This is a genomic window from Ralstonia sp. RRA, assembly GCF_037023145.1.
Classification (GTDB): domain Bacteria; phylum Pseudomonadota; class Gammaproteobacteria; order Burkholderiales; family Burkholderiaceae; genus Ralstonia.
On sequence record NZ_CP146091.1, the window covers coordinates 3,212,481 to 3,234,761 of the forward strand.

The 22,281-nt window shown below is 59.3% G+C and carries 11 protein-coding genes, 6 tRNA genes and 3 rRNA genes; all 20 read right to left on the reverse strand.

Annotation, left to right across the window (positions count from 1 at the left end):
* Window positions 1–29: 29 nt before the first annotated feature.
* The gene (rpoC, locus tag V6657_RS15475; RefSeq protein ID WP_048935967.1) at window positions 30–4,265 is read right to left on the reverse strand and encodes a DNA-directed RNA polymerase subunit beta'; all 4,236 of its coding nucleotides are present in this window, start codon (window positions 4,263–4,265) and stop codon (window positions 30–32) included.
* Window positions 4,266–4,389: 124 nt separating this feature from the next.
* Window positions 4,390–8,496: a DNA-directed RNA polymerase subunit beta gene (rpoB, locus tag V6657_RS15480; protein WP_048935966.1), complete on the reverse strand. Its 4,107-nt coding sequence runs from the start codon at window positions 8,494–8,496 to the stop codon at window positions 4,390–4,392.
* Between the two features lie 460 nt (window positions 8,497–8,956).
* On the reverse strand, window positions 8,957–9,331 hold the full coding sequence (gene rplL / locus V6657_RS15485) for a 50S ribosomal protein L7/L12 (protein WP_021197600.1): 375 nt from the start codon (window positions 9,329–9,331) through the stop codon (window positions 8,957–8,959).
* Between the two features lie 63 nt (window positions 9,332–9,394).
* The gene (gene rplJ, locus V6657_RS15490; protein WP_021197601.1) at window positions 9,395–9,901 is read right to left on the reverse strand and encodes a 50S ribosomal protein L10; all 507 of its coding nucleotides are present in this window, start codon (window positions 9,899–9,901) and stop codon (window positions 9,395–9,397) included.
* 371 nt (window positions 9,902–10,272) lie between these two features.
* Window positions 10,273–10,968: a 50S ribosomal protein L1 gene (gene rplA, locus V6657_RS15495; RefSeq protein ID WP_021197602.1), complete on the reverse strand. Its 696-nt coding sequence runs from the start codon at window positions 10,966–10,968 to the stop codon at window positions 10,273–10,275.
* A gap of 2 nt (window positions 10,969–10,970) precedes the next feature.
* Window positions 10,971–11,402, reverse strand: a complete 432-nt coding sequence (rplK, locus tag V6657_RS15500; protein ID WP_004634453.1) for a 50S ribosomal protein L11 — start codon at window positions 11,400–11,402, stop codon at window positions 10,971–10,973.
* Between the two features lie 175 nt (window positions 11,403–11,577).
* The gene (gene nusG, locus V6657_RS15505) at window positions 11,578–12,162 is read right to left on the reverse strand and encodes a transcription termination/antitermination protein NusG (RefSeq protein ID WP_031330221.1); all 585 of its coding nucleotides are present in this window, start codon (window positions 12,160–12,162) and stop codon (window positions 11,578–11,580) included.
* 12 nt (window positions 12,163–12,174) lie between these two features.
* Window positions 12,175–12,555, reverse strand: a complete 381-nt coding sequence (gene secE, locus V6657_RS15510; RefSeq protein ID WP_048935965.1) for a preprotein translocase subunit SecE — start codon at window positions 12,553–12,555, stop codon at window positions 12,175–12,177.
* A 56-nt stretch (window positions 12,556–12,611) separates the two neighbouring features.
* A tRNA-Trp gene (locus tag V6657_RS15515) sits at window positions 12,612–12,687 on the reverse strand.
* Window positions 12,688–12,778: 91 nt separating this feature from the next.
* Window positions 12,779–13,987 carry an elongation factor Tu gene (tuf, locus tag V6657_RS15520; RefSeq protein WP_104658052.1) on the reverse strand — a complete coding sequence of 403 codons (1,209 nt, stop codon included), beginning with the start codon at window positions 13,985–13,987 and terminating at the stop codon, window positions 12,779–12,781.
* 43 nt (window positions 13,988–14,030) lie between these two features.
* Window positions 14,031–14,105 (reverse strand) — tRNA-Thr (locus V6657_RS15525).
* A 19-nt stretch (window positions 14,106–14,124) separates the two neighbouring features.
* Window positions 14,125–14,198, reverse strand: a tRNA-Gly gene (locus tag V6657_RS15530).
* Between the two features lie 61 nt (window positions 14,199–14,259).
* Window positions 14,260–14,345: transfer RNA gene (locus V6657_RS15535), tRNA-Tyr, on the reverse strand.
* Between the two features lie 455 nt (window positions 14,346–14,800).
* Window positions 14,801–14,913, reverse strand: a 5S ribosomal RNA gene (gene rrf, locus V6657_RS15540).
* Window positions 14,914–15,029: 116 nt separating this feature from the next.
* Window positions 15,030–17,907: ribosomal RNA gene (locus V6657_RS15545) — 23S ribosomal RNA — on the reverse strand.
* Window positions 17,908–18,172: 265 nt separating this feature from the next.
* Window positions 18,173–18,248, reverse strand: a tRNA-Ala gene (locus V6657_RS15550).
* Window positions 18,249–18,284: 36 nt separating this feature from the next.
* A tRNA-Ile gene (locus V6657_RS15555) sits at window positions 18,285–18,361 on the reverse strand.
* A gap of 60 nt (window positions 18,362–18,421) precedes the next feature.
* Window positions 18,422–19,957, reverse strand: a 16S ribosomal RNA gene (locus tag V6657_RS15560).
* Together the 16S, 23S and 5S rRNA genes with 5 tRNA genes alongside form the textbook arrangement of a ribosomal RNA operon.
* Window positions 19,958–20,454: 497 nt before the next feature.
* The gene (locus V6657_RS15565; protein WP_048933355.1) at window positions 20,455–21,315 is read right to left on the reverse strand and encodes a CHAD domain-containing protein; all 861 of its coding nucleotides are present in this window, start codon (window positions 21,313–21,315) and stop codon (window positions 20,455–20,457) included.
* Window positions 21,316–21,415: 100 nt separating this feature from the next.
* Window positions 21,416–22,186: a DeoR/GlpR family DNA-binding transcription regulator gene (locus V6657_RS15570; protein ID WP_048933356.1), complete on the reverse strand. Its 771-nt coding sequence runs from the start codon at window positions 22,184–22,186 to the stop codon at window positions 21,416–21,418.
* Window positions 22,187–22,281: the final 95 nt, after the last annotated feature.

Here is a 22,281-nt window from a genome sequence, read left to right on the forward strand (position 1 = left end):
GGTTTTGATGCGGAGAACGCTGCCTAACTTCAGGCGGCGCCGCCTTCCTCTTGGTGGACGACAGGCGTCTCGAAGATCGAAGCGGCTTCTTCTTCGGCAATCGCTGCAGCGCGGTCGCGGTCGGCGGCTTCCTTGGCCTTGCGGGCACGGTGGTAAGCCAGACCGGTACCAGCCGGGATCAGACGGCCGACGATGACGTTTTCCTTCAGACCACGCAGGTCGTCGACCTTGCCCATGATGGCGGCTTCGGTCAGCACGCGCGTGGTTTCCTGGAACGATGCCGCCGAGATGAAGCTGTCGGTCGACAACGATGCCTTCGTGATACCCAGCAGCAGGTTCTCGTAGGTCGCCGGACGCTTGCCCAGCGCGATCACCTTGTCGTTCTCGTCGAGCAGGTCCGAACGCTCCACCTGCTCACCCGGGATGAAGCGGGTGTCGCCGGTGTCGACGATCTGCACGCGGCGCAGCATCTGACGAACAATCACTTCGATGTGCTTGTCGTTGATCTTCACGCCTTGCAGACGGTACACGTCCTGCACTTCGTCGACGATGTACGTCGCCAGCTCTTCCACGCCCTTCAAGCGCAGGATGTCGTGCGGGTCGGCCGGGCCTTCGACGATCATTTCGCCCTTGTTGACCACCTGGCCGTCGTGCACCAACACCTGCTTTTCCTTGGCGATCAGGAACTCGTGGGCATTGCCGTCGAGGTCCGTAATCACCAGGCGCTGCTTGCCCTTGGTGTCCTTACCGAACGAAGTCGTACCGGTGACTTCTGCCAGCACGGCAGCGTCCTTCGGCGAACGGGCTTCGAACAGTTCGGCCACACGCGGCAGACCACCGGTAATGTCACGCGTCTTCTGCGATTCGGTCGGGATACGTGCCAGCACTTCACCCACGTGCACTTGCTGACCGTCCTTCACGGTAATCAGCGCGCCCACCTGGAAGCCGATGGTCACGGAGTGGTCCGTGCCCGGGATCTTCACTTCAGCGCCCGACGAGTCGAGCAGCTTCACCTGCGGACGGATGCCCTTCGAAGCCGTGGTACGACGCTTGGCATCGATCACCACCAGCGTCGACAGACCGGTCACTTCGTCCATCTGCTTGGCAACGGTCACGCCTTCTTCGACGTTCTCGAACTTGATCGTACCCGAGTACTCCGAGATGATCGGACGCGTCAGCGGATCCCACGTGGCGAGCTGCGTGCCGGCCTTGATGGACTGACCATCCTTCACCAGCAGCGTTGCACCGTAGACGATCTTGTGGCGCTCGCGCTCACGGCCGTGGTCGTCGGTGATCAGCGCTTCACCCGAGCGCGAGATGACGATCTGCTCGCCCTTCGCGTTGGTGACGTAACGCATGGTCGCCGTGAAACGCACGATACCGGTTGCCTTCGCTTCCACGCTCGATGCCACTGCCGCACGCGATGCCGCACCACCGATGTGGAACGTACGCATCGTCAGCTGCGTGCCCGGCTCACCGATCGACTGAGCAGCGATCACACCGACTGCTTCACCCGAGTTCACCAGCACACCGCGGCCCAGATCGCGGCCGTAGCACTTGGCGCACAGGCCGTAGCGCGTGTCGCAGGTCAGCGGCGTGCGGACCTTGACCTCGTCCACGCCGATCGAATCGATCAGCTCGACCAGGTCTTCGTCCAGCAGCGTGCCGTTTTCGATCGCAGTTTCCTGCGTCTCCGGGTTCACCACGTCGCCAATGACCACGCGGCCCAGGATACGGTCGCGCAGGGCTTCGATCACTTCACCGCCTTCCACCAGCGCCTTCATCAGGACGCCGTTGGTGGTGCCGCAATCGTCTTCCACGACCACCAGATCCTGCGTCACGTCGACCAGACGACGGGTCAGGTAACCCGAGTTCGCGGTCTTCAGTGCCGTATCCGCCAGACCCTTACGTGCACCGTGGGTCGAGATGAAGTACTGCAGAACGTTCAGGCCTTCGCGGAAGTTTGCGGTAATCGGCGTCTCAATAATCGAGCCGTCCGGCTTGGCCATCAGGCCACGCATACCAGCGAGCTGACGGATCTGCGCGGCGGAACCCCGTGCGCCCGAGTCGGCCATCATGTAGATGGAGTTGAACGACTCTTGCTTGACGGTGTTGCCGTTGCGGTCGATCACGTCTTCGGTCTGGAGCTGCTCCATCATCGCCTTGCCCACCTGGTCACCAGCGGCGCCCCAGATGTCCACGACGTTGTTGTAACGCTCCTGGTCCGTCACCAGACCCGACATGTACTGCTTGTCGTATTCCTTCACCTTGGCGGCGGCCTCGGAGATGATCTTCTCCTTGGCCGGCGGCACCAGCATGTCGTCGATGGCGATCGAGATACCGGCGCGCGTTGCCAGGCGGAAGCCCGACTGCAGCAGCTTGTCAGCGAAGATCACGGTTTCGCGCAGACCGCACTTGCGGAACGCCGTGTTGATCAGGCGCGAGATTTCCTTCTTCTTCAGCGGCTTGTTCAGCACCGAGAACGGCAGACCCTTCGGCAGGATCTCCGACAGGATCGCGCGGCCGACCGTGGTGGCCTGCAGCGTGATCTTCGGGGCAAAACGGGCGTCGCCGTCGGCTTCCGGGTTCACCAGGTCGTACTCGGTGATCCGCACGTTCACGCGCGAAGCCAGTTCGACTTCCTTGTTCTCGTAGGCGCGGATCACTTCCGAGATGTCGGCAAACGTCATGCCTTCACCGCGGCCGTTGATCTTGTCGCGGGTCGTGTAGTACAGACCCAGCACCACGTCTTGCGACGGCACGATCGACGGATCGCCGTTGGCCGGGAACAGCACGTTGTTCGACGCCAGCATCAGCGTGCGCGCTTCCATCTGCGCTTCGAGCGACAGCGGAACGTGAACAGCCATCTGGTCACCGTCGAAGTCGGCGTTGAACGCCGCGCAAACCAGCGGGTGCAGCTGGATGGCCTTGCCTTCGATCAGCACCGGCTCGAACGCCTGGATACCCAGACGGTGCAGCGTCGGTGCGCGGTTCAGCATCACCGGGTGCTCGCGGATGACATCTTCCAGGATGTCCCACACCACCGGCGTCTGGCTTTCCACTTCCTTCTTCGCCGCCTTGATGGTGGTGGCGATGCCCATCGTTTCCAGCTTGTGGAAGATGAACGGCTTGAAGAGTTCGAGCGCCATCAGCTTGGGCAGGCCGCACTGGTGCAGCTTGAGCGTCGGGCCCACCACGATGACCGAACGGCCCGAGTAGTCCACACGCTTGCCCAACAGGTTCTGACGGAAACGGCCGCCCTTACCCTTGATCATTTCAGCCAGCGACTTCAGCGGACGCTTGTTGGCGCCGGTCATCGCCTTGCCGCGACGGCCGTTGTCCAGCAGCGAATCCACGGCTTCCTGCAGCATGCGCTTTTCGTTGCGCACGATGATCTCCGGCGCCTTCAGCTCGAGCAGACGCTTCAAACGGTTGTTCCGGTTGATCACGCGGCGATACAGGTCGTTCAGGTCCGACGTGGCGAAACGACCGCCGTCCAGCGGCACCAGCGGACGCAGTTCCGGCGGCAGCACCGGCAGCACTTCCAGGATCATCCAGTCCGGCTTGATGCCCGAACGCTGGAAGGCCTCGAGCACCTTCAGGCGCTTGGCGAACTTCTTGATCTTGGCTTCCGAACCCGTGGCCTGCAGCTCGGCGCGGATCGTCTCGATCTGCTTCTCGATGTCGATGCCGCGCAGCAGCTCGCGAATGCCTTCGGCGCCCATCATGGCGACGAATTCACCTTCGCCGTACTCGTCGCACTTAGCCAGGTAGTCGTCTTCCGACATGATCTGGCTCTTCTTGAGCGCGGTCATGCCCGGCTCAACCACGACGAATGCTTCGAAGTACAGCACGCGCTCAATGTCGCGCAGCGTCATGTCGAGCACCATGCCCAGACGCGACGGCAGCGACTTCAGGAACCAGATGTGCGCGGTCGGCGCAGCCAGTTCGATGTGGCCCATGCGCTCACGGCGCACCTTGGCCAGCGTCACTTCCACGCCGCACTTCTCGCAGATCACGCCACGGTGCTTCAGGCGCTTGTACTTGCCGCACAGGCACTCGTAGTCCTTGATCGGGCCGAAGATTTTGGCGCAGAACAGACCGTCACGCTCGGGCTTGAACGTGCGGTAGTTGATGGTCTCGGGCTTCTTGACTTCGCCGTACGACCACGAACGGATTTTCTCAGGCGACGCGAGGCCGATCTTGATCGCGTCAAACTGCTCTTCTTGCTGTACCTGGCGGAATAGGTCGAGCAATGCTTTCATTCCAAACTCCTTGAGTTTGAGGCTGGCGCCCTAGGTTGCTAAGGCACCGGCCCTAAATCTTCGTCAATGGCTGCTGTTACCGGAGCGCGGCGATGTGTCTACCGCGCTCCCATCGCTCGGGCGCTTAGTTGCGCTCGAGGTCGATGTCGATACCCAGCGAGCGGATTTCCTTCACCAGCACGTTGAACGATTCCGGCATGCCGGCATCGATCGAGTGCTCGCCCTTGACGATGTTCTCGTACACCTTGGTCCGGCCGTTCACGTCATCCGACTTCACGGTCAGCATTTCCTGCAGCACGTAGGACGCGCCGTAGGCTTCCAGCGCCCACACTTCCATCTCACCGAAACGCTGGCCACCGAACTGGGCCTTACCGCCCAGCGGCTGCTGCGTCACCAGCGAGTACGGACCGGTCGAACGCGCGTGCATCTTGTCGTCGACCAAGTGGTGCAGCTTCAGCATGTGCATCACGCCCAGCGTGACCGGACGCTCGAAGGCTTCACCGGTGCGGCCGTCGAACAGCGTGACCTGCTGCTTGGAAGCGGTCAGGCCCTTCTCCTTCGCGATGTCTTCCGGATAGGCGAGGTCCAGCATGCGGCGGATTTCGTCCTCATGCGCACCATCGAACACCGGCGTCGCGAACGGCACGCCCTTCTTCAGGTTCTCGGCCAGCTCCAGGATCTCGGCGTCGGACAGGCTGTCCAGATCTTCGATCTTGCCGCTCTCGTTGTAGATCTGACCCAGCAGCTTGCGCACTTCGGCGGCCTTGGCTTGCGCCTTGAGCATGTTGCCGATGCGCTCGCCCAGACCGCGCGCGGCCCAGCCCAGGTGGGTTTCGAGAATCTGACCCACGTTCATCCGCGAAGGCACGCCCAGCGGGTTCAGCACGATGTCTGCCGGCGTACCGTCAGCCATGTACGGCATGTCTTCGATCGGGGTGATCTTCGACACGACACCCTTGTTACCGTGACGGCCGGCCATCTTGTCGCCAGGCTGCAGGCGGCGCTTCACGGCCAGGTACACCTTGACCATCTTGATCACGCCCGGCGGCAGTTCATCGCCTTGCGTGAGCTTCTTGCGCTTCTCTTCGAACGCGAGGTCGAAGTCGTGGCGCTTCTGCTCGATGGCTTCCTTCACGGCTTCGAGCTGGGTGGCCACTTCGTCATCCGACGGGCGGATGTCGAACCAGTGCCACTTGTCGAGGTCGGCTAGGTATTCCTTCGTGAGCGCAGTGCCCTTGGCCAGCTTCTTCGGGCCGCCGTTGGCCACCTTGCCCACCAGCAGACGCTCCAGACGCTGGAAGGCATCGCCTTCCACGATACGCAGCTGGTCGTTCAGGTCCAGACGGTAGCGCTTCAGTTCTTCATCGATGATCGACTGGGCGCGCTTGTCGCGCGTCACGCCTTCACGCGTGAAGACTTGCACGTCGATCACGGTACCGGTCATGCCCGAGGGCACGCGCAGCGAGGTGTCCTTCACGTCGGACGCCTTCTCACCGAAGATCGCACGCAGCAGCTTCTCTTCCGGCGTCAGCTGGGTCTCGCCCTTCGGCGTGACCTTGCCGACCAGCACGTCACCGGCTTCGACTTCTGCGCCGATGTACGTGATGCCCGACTCGTCCAGGCGAGCCAGTTGGGCTTCAGCCAGGTTCGAGATGTCGCGCGTGATTTCTTCCGGTCCGAGCTTGGTGTCACGGGCAACGACCGACAGTTCCTCGATGTGGATCGAGGTGTAGCGGTCTTCCGCCACCACACGCTCCGAGATCAGGATCGAATCCTCGAAGTTGTAGCCGTTCCAGGGCATGAACGCGACCAGCATGTTCTGGCCGAGCGCGAGCTCGCCCATGTCGGTCGAGGCGCCGTCAGCGATCACGTCGCCGCGGGCAACGATATCGCCCACCTTGACCATCGGACGCTGGTTGATGTTCGTGTTCTGGTTCGAACGCGTGTACTTGATCAGGTTGTAGATGTCGACGCCGACTTCACCAGCAACGGCTTCCGCATCGTTCACACGGATCACCACGCGGTTCGCGTCAACATAGTCGACCACGCCGCCACGAGTGGCTTGCACAGCCGTACCCGAGTCCACTGCCACGGTGCGCTCGACGCCGGTACCCACCAGCGGCTTGTCCGCACGCAGGCAAGGCACGGCCTGACGCTGCATGTTGGCGCCCATCAGTGCACGGTTTGCATCATCGTGCTCGAGGAACGGCACCAGCGAAGCTGCAGCCGACACGATCTGCGACGGCGCCACGTCGATGTACTGCACGCGGTCCGGCGTGACCATACGCGTTTCACGCTCGCTGCCTTCACGTGCGGAGACCAGTTCGTCAACCAGGTTGCCGTCCTTGTCCACCGTCGCGTTGGCCTGCGCCACCACGTACTTGCCTTCTTCGATAGCCGACAGGTAGTGCACTTCGTCGGTCAGCTTGCTGTTCTCAACCTTGCGGTACGGCGTTTCGAGGAAGCCGTAGTCGTTGAGCTGCGCGTACAGTGCCAGCGAGTTGATCAGACCAATGTTCGGACCTTCCGGTGTTTCGATCGGGCACACGCGGCCATAGTGGGTCGGGTGCACGTCACGGACTTCAAAGCCCGCGCGCTCGCGCGTCAGACCGCCCGGGCCCAGTGCCGAAATACGACGCTTGTGCGTGACTTCCGACAGCGGGTTGGTCTGGTCCATGAACTGCGACAGCTGCGACGAACCGAAGAACTCGCGAATCGCCGACGAAATCGGCTTCGAGTTGATCAGGTCGTGCGGCATCAGGTTTTCCGTCTCGGCTTGGCCCAGACGTTCCTTGACGGCACGCTCAACGCGCGACAGACCAGCACGGAACTGGTTTTCCGCCAGTTCGCCGACGCAACGCACGCGACGGTTGCCGAGGTGGTCGATATCGTCCACTTCGCCCTTGCCGTTACGCAGGTTCACCAGCAGCTTGATCGTGTCGAGGATGTCGTCATCCGTCAGCACCATCGGGCCCGTACCTTCCGAGCGGTTCAGGCGGCTGTTGACCTTCATGCGGCCCACGCGCGACAGGTCGTACGAGTCTTCGCTGTAGAACAGGCGTTGGAACAGCGCTTCGACGGCGTCTTCGGTCGGCGGCTCGCCGGGGCGCATCATGCGGTAGATCGCGATACGTGCGGCGGTCTGGTCGGCCGTGTCGTCTGTGCGCAGCGTGGACGAGATGTACGGACCTTGATCCAGGTCGTTCGTGTACAGCGTCTGGATTTCCTTCACGTCGGCGTCGCGCAGCTTCTCGAGCACGCCTTCGGTCAGTTCGTCGTTGGCGTTGGCCAGGACTTCACCGGTATCCGGATCGACGATGTTCTTCGCCAGCACGCGACCCAGCAGGTAGTCTTCCGGCACGCTGATCAGCTTGGTGCCAGCCGAGTCCAGGTCACGGATGTGCTTCGCGTTGATACGCTTGTCCTTCTCGACGACGACCTTGCCGTTCTTGTCGGCAATGTCGAAGCGTGCGACTTCACCGCGCAGACGCTCGGGCACGAATTCCATCAGTGCGCCTTCGCTCTTGAGCGTGAAGTTGTCGAACACGAAGAAGTGCGCCAGGATCTGTTCCGGCGTCAGGCCGATCGACTTCAGCAGGATCGTCACCGGCATCTTGCGGCGGCGGTCGACGCGGAAGTACAGGATGTCCTTCGGATCGAATTCGAAGTCGAGCCACGAGCCGCGGTACGGAATGATCCGTGCCGAGAACAGCAGCTTGCCCGAGCTGTGCGTCTTGCCCTTGTCGTGCTCGAAGAACACGCCCGGCGAGCGGTGCAGCTGGGACACGATCACACGTTCGGTACCGTTGATCACGAACGAACCGGTGTCCGTCATGAGCGGAATTTCGCCCATGTAGACTTCCTGCTCCTTGATCTCCTTGACCTTGGTGGGGTTCTCGCGGTCGTTGATGATCAAGCGCACTTTTGCGCGCAGCGCCGAGTGGAAGGTCAGACCACGCTGCTGACATTCCTTGACGTCAAACGGCGGGTTGGACAGGTGATACGACACGAACTCCATGCGCGCCAGACCATTGTGCGACGCGATGGGGAAGATGGCATTGAATGCAGCCTGCAGGCCTTCGGTCTTGCGTTGCGAAGGGCCGGTCTCGGCCTGCAAGAACTGAGCATACGATTGAATCTGGGTGGCAAGCAGGAAGGGAACCTGATGGACCGTTGCGCGCTTCGCGAAACTCTTGCGAATGCGCTTTTTCTCGGTAAAGCTGTACGCCATGGGATCTCCGAATCATCGCAAGTGCATGCGACGGACTTGTGGCGTGAGTCACGCCTGGCACTTGAGGTGTTCAGCGACTGGTGACGGGATTTGGCGGTTGGCCGCTACCAACCTCTGGCTGACGGTACTGCGCGCGCCGCCCGCACATGGACCCATGGAGCCCATGCCACGGACGGGGGAGTACCCGACCAAACTTGCCTTCTGCAGTCGGTTCAGAAGACAAACATCAGCGGACTGCGAACTGCCTAGTGTGCCACTGATGTTTGGCCTCTGCTGGCCTTGTTCCGGCCGGCTGCCGGAAAAACCGGCATGAAAGACACAAACGAGACTTCAACGATACTTACAGCGTGATTGCGGGATCGCTCAACAACCGGTCCCACAAGCGCAAAAAGGCTGGCGCCGGGAAATCTCCCTTTGCCAGCCTCCGTCGCGTACCGAATACGGCACGCGAGACCTGCACTTACTTGGCTTCGGCTTCCGCGCCGGCTTCCACCAGCTTCTTCACCAGCTCGTCGGCGGTCTTCTTGTCGACGCCTTCCTTCACGGGCTTCGGTGCGCCATCGACCAGGTCCTTGGCTTCCTTCAGGCCCAGGCCGGTGATTTCACGCACGGCCTTGATGACGCCAACCTTGTTCGCGCCGGCGCTCTTCAGCGTCACGGTGAATTCGGTTTGCTCTTCAGCAGCAGCTGCTGCGCCAGCACCAGCCGGGCCAGCAACGGCGACGGCAGCAGCCGACACGCCAAACTTCTCTTCGAACGCCTTGACCAGGTCGTTCAGTTCCATCACGGACATCGAGCCAACGGCTTCGAGGATGTCGTCTTTGGTGATTGCCATTTGAATAACTCCAGAATGTGATTCGGTATCGATCGTGCGATCTGTACGAGGTGCTGCGGCCGATTAGGCTGCTGCGCTCTCGCCTTCGCCTTGCTTTGCGGCCAGAGCAGCCAGGGCGCGGGCAAAGCCCGACACCGGCGCCTGCATGACGAACAGCAGCTTGCTGAGCAGTTCTTCGCGGCTCGGGATCGAAGCCAGGGCCTTCACGCCATTGGCGTCCAGCACCTTGCCTTCGTACGAACCGGCGCGCAGCACCAGCTTGTCATTGCCCTTGGCGAAATCGTTCAGCACCTTGGCCGGGGCCACTGCGTCTTCGGAAATACCGTAGATCAGCGGGCCGGTCAGTTGCTCGGCGAGTTCGGCAAACGGCGTGCCTTCAACAGCGCGGCGTGCCAGCGTGTTCTTCAGAACGCGCAGGTAGACGCCTTGCTGGCGCGCTTGCGCGCGCAGCTTGGTCAGATCGCCAACCGTGATACCGCGATATTCAGCAACGACGATGGTCGAGGCCTTGGCGACTTGCGCCGTTACCTCGGCCACGACGGCCTTCTTATCTTCGAGATTGAGTGCCACGGTTAAGCTCCAAAACGACGTCGGCTTCCGCAAGCCTTGCGGTCACCTCGGTCAGTCCAAAAGTACGGCGTCCGATTGGCACAAATCACTTCGGCAATACCAAAGTCACTTATTCCCTTCGGGGGCGCCATCTGCGTTGGCCGTACGCTCCGTTTCCGGATTGCGCCGCGATTAAGGTGTCGGCTCCGAAGAGCCCTTCACCGCCAACGGTCTTTGATAACCAGCGGCATCAGCACGCTTGCACGCACATCCGCCACTGCCCAAAGTTCTTCCCTCAAACTTCAAGGGCTCACGCAGCCGGAGCTACGCGAGAAAAAACTGCTAACGCCGGGATGGTTATCGGGCCACCCAGCGCGAATACTCTCAAACGATCAGGCAGCCAGCGTCGACTGGTCGACGCGCACGCCAACACCCATCGTCGACGAGACAGCAACCTTACGCAGGTACACGCCCTTGCTCGAGGCCGGCTTGGCCTTGGTCAGTGCGTCCAGCAGTGCAGCCAGGTTGCTCTTCAGTGCAGCCGGCTCGAACGAACGGCGGCCGATGGTGGCGTGGATGATACCGGCCTTGTCGACACGGAATTGCACTTGACCAGCCTTGGCATTCTTCACAGCCGTAGCGACGTCCGGCGTCACGGTGCCAACCTTCGGGTTCGGCATCAGGCCGCGCGGGCCCAGGATCTGACCCAGCGTACCGACCACGCGCATCGTGTCCGGCGAAGCGATCACGACGTCGAAGTCCATGTTGCCAGCCTTGATCTGCTCGGCCAGGTCTTCCATGCCGACGATCTCAGCACCAGCAGCCTTGGCTTGCTCAGCCTTATCGCCTTGGGCGAACACAGCCACGCGCACCGACTTGCCGGTACCAGCCGGCAGCACCACCGAACCACGAACCACTTGGTCCGACTTCTTCGCATCGATGCCCAGTTGCACGGCCACGTCGATCGACTCGTCGAACTTGGCGCTGGCGCATTCCTTAACGAGGCTCAGCGCTTCGTCGATCGGGTAGAACTTGGTGCGCTCGACCTTGGCCTTGTTCGCGGCCACGCGCTTCGAAATCTTTGCCATGATTACAGGCCCTCCACCGTGATACCCATCGAACGGGCGCTACCGGCGATCGTACGCACGGCGGCGTCCAGATCAGCAGCGGTGAGGTCCGCATTCTTTGCCTTGGCGATTTCTTCAGCTTGGGCGCGGGTGATCTTGCCGACCTTGTCGGTATGCGGCTTGGCAGAACCCTTCTGGATACCTGCGGCCTTCTTGATGAGCACGGTCGCCGGCGGCGACTTCATCACGAACGTGAAGCTCTTGTCGGCGAAGGCGGTGATCACCACCGGCACCGGCAGGCCCGGTTCCATGCCTTGAGTCTGCGCGTTGAACGCCTTGCAGAACTCCATGATGTTCAGACCGCGCTGACCCAGGGCCGGGCCGACAGGCGGGGACGGATTTGCTTTACCAGCCGGAATTTGCAGCTTGATAAAGCCAATAATTTTCTTGGCCATCTTGACTCCAATCCGGATTGCCCAGCTAAGAAACCGTGGCAATCCTATTGAGTGGTAACGCATCAGCGCGAGGCTGACGCTCCTCTGTTGGCTCAGGCAGCTACGCCGCCGTTGCCCGCCAAGTCCAGTGGACTGGGCGACTGGCGCAACGACTTACGCCGTCGCGCCAAATTCTTTACACCTTCTCGACCTGGCCGAACTCGAGCTCGACCGGCGTCGCACGACCGAAGATCGTCACGGAAACGCGCAAGCGCGACTTCTCGTAGTTGACTTCCTCGACGTTGCCGTTGAAGTCGGTGAACGGGCCTTCCTTCACGCGCACCATCTCGCCCACTTCGAACAGCGTCTTGGGACGCGGCTTCTCGATCCCTTCCTGGACTTGAGCCAGCATCTTATCGAGCTCACGCTGGGAAATCGGCGATGGGCGGTTAGCTGTGCCACCGATGAATCCCGTGACCTTGGCGGTATTCTTCACCAAGTGCCAGGTGACATCGGTCATTTCCATCTCGACAAAGACGTAGCCCGGATACAGGCGGCGCTCAGTCACGGTCTTGCGACCGTTCTTGCTCTCCATCACCTCTTCCGACGGCACCAGAATCTGGCCGAACAGATGTTGCAGGCCTTCGCGCTCAATGCGCTCCTGCAGCGCGCGTTGCACGCTCTTTTCCATGCCTGAGTAGGCATGCACGACATACCAGCGCTTCTTCGAGGCCGGCGCGGACGAATCCGTGGACGTGTCGTTCGCTACGTTATCCGTCATGGCTTCACCCGATTATTTCCAGCCCAACACGAGCGAGAAGATCACCCACTCGATGAGCTTGTCCGCAGACCACAGAAACAAGGCCATGATCACCACGAAGGCGAACACCAGACCGGTCATCTGCCCTGCTTCCTTGCGCGTCGGCCAAACGACCTTGCGAACTTCACGGTACGACTCGCGGGCGAACTCAATGAAGCTCTGCCCCGGCGCAGACACCAGCGCGACACCGGCGCCGAGCACCAGCCCGCCGATCAGCGAGGCAGCACGGACGTAAGCCGGCTGTTGCGCCAGCAGGTAAAAACCGATCACCCCGGCGACCAACAGCAGGAACGCCACGACCAGCAGCAATTTGCCACTGGAGGTGTTGACAGTTTCGACGTTCGGATTGGCCATGTTTCCCAAACGAGACAAGCCGCGTGGCGCTGGTTCGCGCTACGCGGCTGATGAATTGGCAGGGGCAGAGGGAATCGAACCCCCAACCTTCGGTTTTGGAGACCGACGCTCTGCCAGTTGAGCTATACCCCTAGAACAACTTTGGGGTTGCCATTCGGTCAACCCCACTCTGGCACTTCGCGTGCGGCCGGTTGGCAGCCGCACGGAAGAGTTACAGCCTTTTTTACTTCAGGATCTTGGCAACGACGCCAGCACCCACGGTACGGCCGCCTTCGCGGATTGCGAAGCGCAGGCCTTCTTCCATGGCGATCGGGGCGATCAGCTTGACGGTGATCGACACGTTGTCGCCCGGCATGACCATTTCCTTGCCTTCCGGCAGGGCGATCGAGCCAGTCACGTCCGTCGTACGGAAGTAGAACTGCGGGCGGTAGTTGTTGAAGAACGGGGTGTGACGGCCGCCTTCGTCCTTCGACAGGATGTAGACCTCGCCCGTGAATTCCGTGTGCGGCTTGATCGAGCCCGGCTTGGCCAGCACTTGGCCACGCTGAACGTCTTCACGCTTGGTGCCGCGCAGCAGAATACCGACGTTGTCGCCTGCTTGACCTTGGTCCAGCAGCTTGCGGAACATTTCCACGCCCGTGCAGGTCGTCTTGTCGATCTTCGGCTTGTCGCCGTCCATGGCGATACCGACGATTTCGATTTCTTCGCCGACCTTGATCACGCCACGCTCGATACGGCCGGTCACCACGGTGCCGCGACCCGAGATCGAGAACACGTCTTCCACCGGCATCAGGAACGTGCCGTCAACAGCGCGCTCCGGCGTCGGGATGTAGGTGTCCAGTGCGTCGGCCAGGTTCATGATGGCCACTTCGCCCAGCTCGCCCTTGTCGCCTTCCAGCGCCAGCTTGGCCGAACCCTTGATGATCGGGGTGTCGTCGCCCGGGAAGTCGTACTTCGACAGAAGTTCGCGCACTTCCATCTCGACCAGTTCCAGCAGCTCAGCGTCGTCCACCATGTCGCACTTGTTCAGGAAGACGATGATGTACGGCACGCCCACTTGGCGGGCCAGCAGGATGTGCTCACGCGTTTGCGGCATCGGGCCGTCAGCGGCCGAGCACACCAGGATGGCGCCGTCCATCTGGGCGGCACCGGTGATCATGTTCTTGACGTAGTCGGCGTGGCCCGGGCAGTCAACGTGCGCGTAGTGGCGGTTGGCCGTTTCGTACTCGATGTGCGCGGTGTTGATCGTGATGCCGCGTGCCTTTTCTTCCGGTGCAGCGTCGATTTCGTCGTACTTCTTCGCTTCGCCACCAAACTTGGCGGACAGCACGGTCGCGATCGCTGCAGTCAGCGTCGTCTTGCCGTGGTCAACGTGACCAATCGTCCCAACGTTCACGTGCGGCTTGGTCCGCTCGAACTTTTCCTTTGCCATGACGCGACTCCTGTCTCGGTAGCGATTTGGGTTGGTGGATGCGTGGTGCCCATGGGCAGGATCGAACTGCCGACCTCTCCCTTACCAAGGGAGTGCTCTGCCACTGAGCCACATGGGCGAAACTTACTAACAGCGAATGGAGCGGGTGAAGGGAATCGAACCCTCGTCGTAAGCTTGGAAGGCTTCTGCTCTACCATTGAGCTACACCCGCCTGGGTTACTTCTTCCCTTGCCGCCCGGCCCTGGCTAAGGACCGAACTCACTGCTTAATTCTGGTGGAGAGGGCTGGATTCGAACCAGCGTAGGCGTAAGCCAACAGATTTACAGTCTGCCCCCTTTAGCCACTCGGGCACCTCTCCGAAGAGAACGTGCGATTATGGGACCATCGATGCACCTTGTCAAGCAGTGCTTGATGAAATCGCATAACGAAACATGCATACGCTCTCACCCTTAGGCCGCCGAAAGGTCCCGAAGGAACTCCGGCACCGAAAGAGCTTGCTGCCAACGCTGCAGCGAGCCAGCGCACGGCCTCCAACGGCCGCCCAATCACGGCCTAGGCCCATGCATGCTGCACAATCCGAGCTACGACTTTAACGACGAGCTGCTGCCGTTGGGCGCGACGTATTGGGTGAGGCTGGTGGAGCGGTACCTGGCGCGGGGCTGAGGTTGTTTGGCGCAGCAGAGCGCAAGAAGCCACCCGTTGGGTGGCTTTTTTATTGGGCTGTTGCGGCAGGGAGGCAGCGGTGGTGCTGCGTTTGGGAGGCGTAAAAGCAAACACCCCAGCCGGATGAGGGCTGGGGTGTTTTTATGGAGAGCCTGGCGATGACCTACTTTCACACGGGAATCCGCACTATCATCGGCGCGGAGTCGTTTCACGGTCCTGTTCGGGATGGGAAGGGGTGGTACCGACTCGCTATGGTCACCAGGCTATGACTTGTCGCGTCGCTGACTCGATGGTCAACGCCGCCAATATGGGAATGTAGTTCAGGTTGTGTATTTTGTATCAGGCACAAGGCAGACCCAGCCGGAAACATACCGGTTATAGGATCAAGCCGCACGGGCAATTAGTACTGGTTAGCTGAACGCATTACTGCGCTTCCACACCCAGCCTATCAACGTCCTGGTCTCGAACGACCCTTCAGGGAGATCAAGTCTCCAGGGAATCCTCATCTTCAGGCAAGTTTCCCGCTTAGATGCTTTCAGCGGTTATCTCTTCCGTACATAGCTACCCTGCGATGCCTCTGGCGAGACAACAGGTACACCAGCGGTACGTCCACTCCGGTCCTCTCGTACTAGGAGCAGCCCCCGTCAAGATTCCAACGCCCACGGCAGATAGGGACCAAACTGTCTCACGACGTTTTAAACCCAGCTCACGTACCTCTTTAAATGGCGAACAGCCATACCCTTGGGACCGGCTACAGCCCCAGGATGAGATGAGCCGACATCGAGGTGCCAAACACCGCCGTCGATATGAACTCTTGGGCGGTATCAGCCTGTTATCCCCAGAGTACCTTTTATCCGTTGAGCGATGGCCCTTCCATACAGAACCACCGGATCACTATGTCCTGCTTTCGCACCTGCTCGACTTGTCGGTCTCGCAGTTAAGCACGCTTTTGCCATTGCACTTTAGGTACGATGTCCGACCGTACCAAGCGTACCTTCGAACTCCTCCGTTACACTTTGGGAGGAGACCGCCCCAGTCAAACTGCCTACCATGCACTGTCCCCGACCCGGATTCACGGGCCAAGGTTAGAACCTCAAACAAACCAGGGTGGTATTTCAAGGTCGGCTCCACCGAAACTAGCGTCCCGGTTTCAAAGCCTCCCACCTATCCTACACAGATCGGTTCAAAGTCCAATGCAAAGCTACAGTAAAGGTTCATGGGGTCTTTCCGTCTAGCCGCGGGGAGATTGCATCATCACAAACACTTCAACTTCGCTGAGTCTCGGGAGGAGACAGTGTGGCCATCGTTACGCCATTCGTGCAGGTCGGAACTTACCCGACAAGGAATTTCGCTACCTTAGGACCGTTATAGTTACGGCCGCCGTTTACCGGGACTTCAATCAAGAGCTTGCACCCCATCATTTAATCTTCCGGCACCGGGCAGGCGTCACACCCTATACGTCCACTTTCGTGTTTGCAGAGTGCTGTGTTTTTATTAAACAGTCGCAGCCACCATTTTATTGCAACCCCTTCGTCCTTCTGGCGCGAGCCAGTCAAACTACAAGGGCGTACCTTATCCCGAAGTTACGGTACCAATTTGCCGAGTTCCTTCTCCCGAGTTCTCTCAAGCGCCTTAGAATACTCATCTCGCCCACCTGTGTCGGTTTGCGGTACGGTCTCGTATGACTGAAGCTTAGAGGCTTTTCTTGGAACCACTTCCAATTGCTTCGCGACCTAAAGTCGCTCGCCCCACACCCTTGAATCACGCACCCGGATTTGCCTAAGTGCCATCTCCAATGCAGGGACCGGGACATCCAACACCCGGACAACCTTCCGCGATCCGTCCCCCCATCGCATCATACGACGGTGCAGGAATATTAACCTGCTTCCCATCAGCTACGCATCTCTGCCTCGCCTTAGGGGCCGACTCACCCTACGCCGATGAACGTTGCGTAGGAAACCTTGGGCTTACGGCGAGGGGGCCTTTCACCCCCTTTATCGCTACTCATGTCAGCATTCGCACTTCTGATACCTCCAGCATCCTTTACAAGACACCTTCACAGGCTTACAGAACGCTCTCCTACCATGCACTTACGTGCATCCGCAGCTTCGGTATATTGCTTAGCCCCGTTACATCTTCCGCGCAGGACGACTCGATCAGTGAGCTATTACGCTTTCTTTAAAGGGTGGCTGCTTCTAAGCCAACCTCCTGACTGTTTTAGCCTTCCCACTTCGTTTCCCACTTAGCAATATTTAGGGACCTTAGCTGGCGGTCTGGGTTGTTTCCCTCTTGACACCGGACGTTAGCACCCGATGTCTGTCTCCCGTGATTGCACTCTTCGGTATTCGGAGTTTGCTATGGCGGGGTAATCAGCAATAGACCCCCAACCATGACAGTGCTCTACCCCCGAAGGTGAGACACGAGGCACTACCTAAATAGTTTTCGGAGAGAACCAGCTATTTCCAAGTTTGTTTAGCCTTTCACCCCTATCCACAGCTCATCCCCTAACTTTTCAACGTTAGTGGGTTCGGTCCTCCAGTACGTGTTACCGCACCTTCAACCTGGCCATGGATAGATCACTTGGTTTCGGGTCTACACCCAGCGACTGAACGCCCTATTCGGACTCGCTTTCGCTACGCCTTCCCTAATCGGTTAAGCTTGCCACTGAATGTAAGTCGCTGACCCATTATACAAAAGGTACGCCGTCACCCGTTTCCAGGCTCCGACTGTTTGTATGCATGCGGTTTCAGGATCTATTTCACTCCCCTCCCGGGGTTCTTTTCGCCTTTCCCTCACGGTACTGGTTCACTATCGGTCGATTACGAGTATTTAGCCTTGGAGGATGGTCCCCCCATCTTCAGACAGGATTTCACGTGTCCCGCCCTACTTGTCGTACACCTAGTTCCACAATACTGCTTTCGCATACGGGGCTATCACCCGCTATGGCCGGACTTTCCATTCCGTTCTGCTAGCAATACTGCTAAAGAGTACAAGGCTGATCCCATTTCGCTCGCCACTACTTTGGGAATCTCGGTTGATTTCTGTTCCTACAGCTACTTAGATGTTTCAGTTCGCTGCGTTCGCTTCCCTTGCCTATGTATTCAGCAAGGGATGACCCATACGGGCCGGGTTTCCCCATTCGGACATCTGCGGATCAAAGCTTGTTTGCCAGCTCCCCGCAGCTTTTCGCAGGCTACTACGTCCTTCATCGCCTGTAATCGCCAAGGCATCCACCACATGCACTTATTCGCTTGACCCTATAACGAGTATGTCTCGTTACAGGCTGAGTTCTCGCGTTGTGCCGTATTCCAAGACAATCTTTCGATTGCTCTGGTAATACTGGTTGATACAATCACAACCCAGTGTCGCGTTACTACCGAGCATCTCATCAATGCTCCGCGACACCTTTACTACATTCCATATTGTTAAAGAACAGCCGAACTTTTACGCTCGTCTTGGCTAGGCCAAATGCAAACACCATCGACGCATCGTCGATGCTTGCATTTGGCAACCAAAAGGTATTGGTGGAGGATGACGGGATCGAACCGACGACCCCCTGCTTGCAAAGCAGGTGCTCTCCCAGCTGAGCTAATCCCCCAGTCACGGCAGAGAACTTCTTCCACCGTCCGTAACTTGGTGGGTCTGGTAGGACTTGAACCTACGACCCCCGCCTTATCAAGACGGTGCTCTAACCACCTGAGCTACAGACCCTTGGCTGTAACATCAAACAAACCGATAAGTGTGGACGCCTAACGTCGGATGCACGCTCTTAAAGGAGGTGATCCAGCCGCACCTTCCGATACGGCTACCTTGTTACGACTTCACCCCAGTCATGAACCCTGCCGTGGTAATCGCCCTCCTTACGGTTAGGCTAACTACTTCTGGCAAAACCCACTCCCATGGTGTGACGGGCGGTGTGTACAAGACCCGGGAACGTATTCACCGCGGCATGCTGATCCGCGATTACTAGCGATTCCAGCTTCACGTAGTCGAGTTGCAGACTACGATCCGGACTACGATGCATTTTCTGGGATTAGCTCCACCTCGCGGCTTGGCAACCCTCTGTATGCACCATTGTATGACGTGTGAAGCCCTACCCATAAGGGCCATGAGGACTTGACGTCATCCCCACCTTCCTCCGGTTTGTCACCGGCAGTCTCTCTAGAGTGCCCTTTCGTAGCAACTAGAGACAAGGGTTGCGCTCGTTGCGGGACTTAACCCAACATCTCACGACACGAGCTGACGACAGCCATGCAGCACCTGTGTCCACTTTCTCTTTCGAGCACCTAATGCATCTCTGCTTCGTTAGTGGCATGTCAAGGGTAGGTAAGGTTTTTCGCGTTGCATCGAATTAATCCACATCATCCACCGCTTGTGCGGGTCCCCGTCAATTCCTTTGAGTTTTAATCTTGCGACCGTACTCCCCAGGCGGTCAACTTCACGCGTTAGCTACGTTACTAAGGAAATGAATCCCCAACAACTAGTTGACATCGTTTAGGGCGTGGACTACCAGGGTATCTAATCCTGTTTGCTCCCCACGCTTTCGTGCATGAGCGTCAGTGTTATCCCAGGGGCTGCCTTCGCCATCGGTATTCCTCCACATCTCTACGCATTTCACTGCTACACGTGGAATTCTACCCCCTCTGACACACTCTAGCCGTGCAGTCACCAATGCAATTCCCAGGTTAAGCCCGGGGATTTCACATCGGTCTTGCACAACCGCCTGCGCACGCTTTACGCCCAGTAATTCCGATTAACGCTTGGACCCTACGTATTACCGCGGCTGCTGGCACGTAGTTAGCCGGTCCTTATTCTTCCGGTACCGTCATCCACACCTAATATTAGTAAGTGCGATTTCTTTCCGGACAAAAGTGCTTTACAACCCGAAGGCCTTCTTCACACACGCGGCATTGCTGGATCAGGGTTGCCCCCATTGTCCAAAATTCCCCACTGCTGCCTCCCGTAGGAGTCTGGGCCGTGTCTCAGTCCCAGTGTGGCTGATCGTCCTCTCAGACCAGCTACTGATCGTCGCCTTGGTGGGCCTTTACCCCACCAACTAGCTAATCAGACATCGGCCGCTCCTATAGCATGAGGCCTTGCGGTCCCCCACTTTCACCCTCAGGTCGTATGCGGTATTAGCTAATCTTTCGACTAGTTATCCCCCACTACAGGGCACGTTCCGATGTATTACTCACCCGTTCGCCACTCGCCATCAATCTAGCAAGCTAGATCATGCTGCCGTTCGACTTGCATGTGTAAGGCATGCCGCCAGCGTTCAATCTGAGCCAGGATCAAACTCTTCAGTTCAATCTGCTGTTTTCGCTCTTTACGAGCGGTCGCTCACTCTCAGAATCTGACTTGAACTTTCGTTCAAACCTTACTTCTGTGCGAGCACTTCATTACTTGTAAGCTAGCGAATTTACATTCGCCGCATCCAGTATTAAGCGCCCACACTTATCGGCTGTTTGCTTGTTAAAGAACTGCGCGATCAACTTTGTTCACCGCGTCGCTGCGTTTGCTGCAGCAGAGAAACGAGATTATGCAGAGCTTTTTCGTCGCTGTCAACAACTTGCTGAAGAATTTTTATCGTTCAACGCGTCGCTAACTTCACTGCAACCGCGGACCGTCGCTAACCACCCGACAACCCGCAAACCCGCACCACCACTACTTCTCCACCGCCTCGACATCACCGCCTCAACCTTCGTTTCGGCGCCGCGTCGTGCAGCGAGGGGCGAACTATAGGCATCTTTGCGGGACTTGGCAAGCCCTTTCTTTCTGCAGGGTCTTTTGGGGCTTTTATGGGATCAGACGGCTGCGTGACCACGCATCCAACGCAGCCCTTTGGCGGTGCACACTCTGGCCGCCCGCGCTCGCATGTGAAAGGCATTCACTACGGAGTCTGGCGGAGCCTCATTCGCAAGTGAGACAACCCGCTCTAAAGAGACGCTGGCGTCGTGGATCTCGCCCAAGGCGTCTTGGAGCTTGCGCAGGTGCTTTCGGTAGCGCTTAGCGGCCCGTGCCCCGAGGGCGGGGTAAAACGCTTCATATAGATAGCGCCACTGCTTGGCCGCAATGCGCGCACGATGCAAACGTGCCGCGGTGGCCCGCTTGGGATGGCGCCCGCGGCGCAGTACCTTCTTCCGGAGAGCGGCGGCTCGTGCATGTGCGAAGCCTGCAAGCCGTGGGGGCTTACTGGACAAGCGGAACGCAGCCACGCCGCCCTCTAACTCCGTCAGCGCATTCATGACACTGGGCGACGCCAACTCCACACGCAATGTTTGCCAGGCGAGATGGCGAGCCTGTTTTGCCCGCTCAATGGCGGCGGCGAGCCATGCACGGCCCGCTTCATCACCTTCTGAAAGCACGGCCTGGGCAGCCGGGAGCCAGTCTGTGATTAACACGTCCCATTCACGCACGGGGCCGGTCGCGCCCGCCAGGGTACGCAGGCGCGGCTTCCATTCGGTGATAAACGCGCGAGGCAGCACTGGGGCGAACGTCACCCACGCGGACCGCAGCCGCCGCAGCGTCACGCGGAACTGATGGAGATCCTCGTCACTGGCGCCGGGCTCACCCAGCTTGATGAGCGCATCGCGCAGTGCCGCAACGTGCTCGGTGACGATGTTGGCGAAAACAGAAAGAATTTCGGCATGTGAGTGCTGGCTCACGATGCTCCCCGTTGGACTGGACCGAATATGGCAGGGGCACGCAAGGTGCGCGCCCGGCCATTTCACTGTAGGCGACGGGAAAGAACTGTGGCGACGTGGATCAAGCCTCGCGCGCTTCGCTGGCGACAACGACGTCGACCTCGGCAGCGCGGAAGACTTCCGACATGGCCTCGGGCACGGGGATGTCGGTGAAAAACTTGTCGATTTGCGAGACGTGACCGAGACGCACCACGGCGCGGCGACCGAACTTGGAGTGATCGGCGGCAAGCCAGACTTCGCGCGACTGCTCGATGATGGCCTGGGCGACGCGCACCTCGCGGTAGTCGTAGTCAAGCAGCGTGCCGTCTTCGTCGATGCTGGAGACGCCGATGATGCCGATGTCGACGCGGAACTGCTTCATGAAGTCGATCGTTGCCTCGCCGACGATGCCGCGGTCGCGGTTGCGCACTAGGCCGCCGGCGACGATGACTTCGGCATCCGGGCTGCCGGACAGGATGGACGCCACGTTCAGGTTGTTGGTGATGACGCGCAAACCCTTGCGACCAACCAGTGCCTTGGAGATCTCTTCGGTGGTCGTCCCGATATTGATGATGAGCGAGCGACCGGGCTCGACATGGCGGGCGACGGCTTCGGCAATGCTGCGCTTGGCATCGATGTGCAGAACCTGGCGCTGGTCGTAGTCGATGTTCTCCACCGAGGACGGCAGGCCAACGCCGCCGTGATAGCGCGCGAGCAGCCGCTCATCTTCGAGCTGGCGGATGTCGCGGCGGATGGTTTGGGTGGTCACGCCGAGCACGCGGGCGAGCGCATCGACGGAGGCATCGCCGTGCTGGCGGACGTACTCAAGGATCTGGCGGTGGCGGGGAAGCATCAATGCATCAAATGAACACAAACGAACACATATGATCGAATTAGGCGATTCCCTACGTTGCTTTATTTTCGCCTTTCACTACACTATCCGCGAAC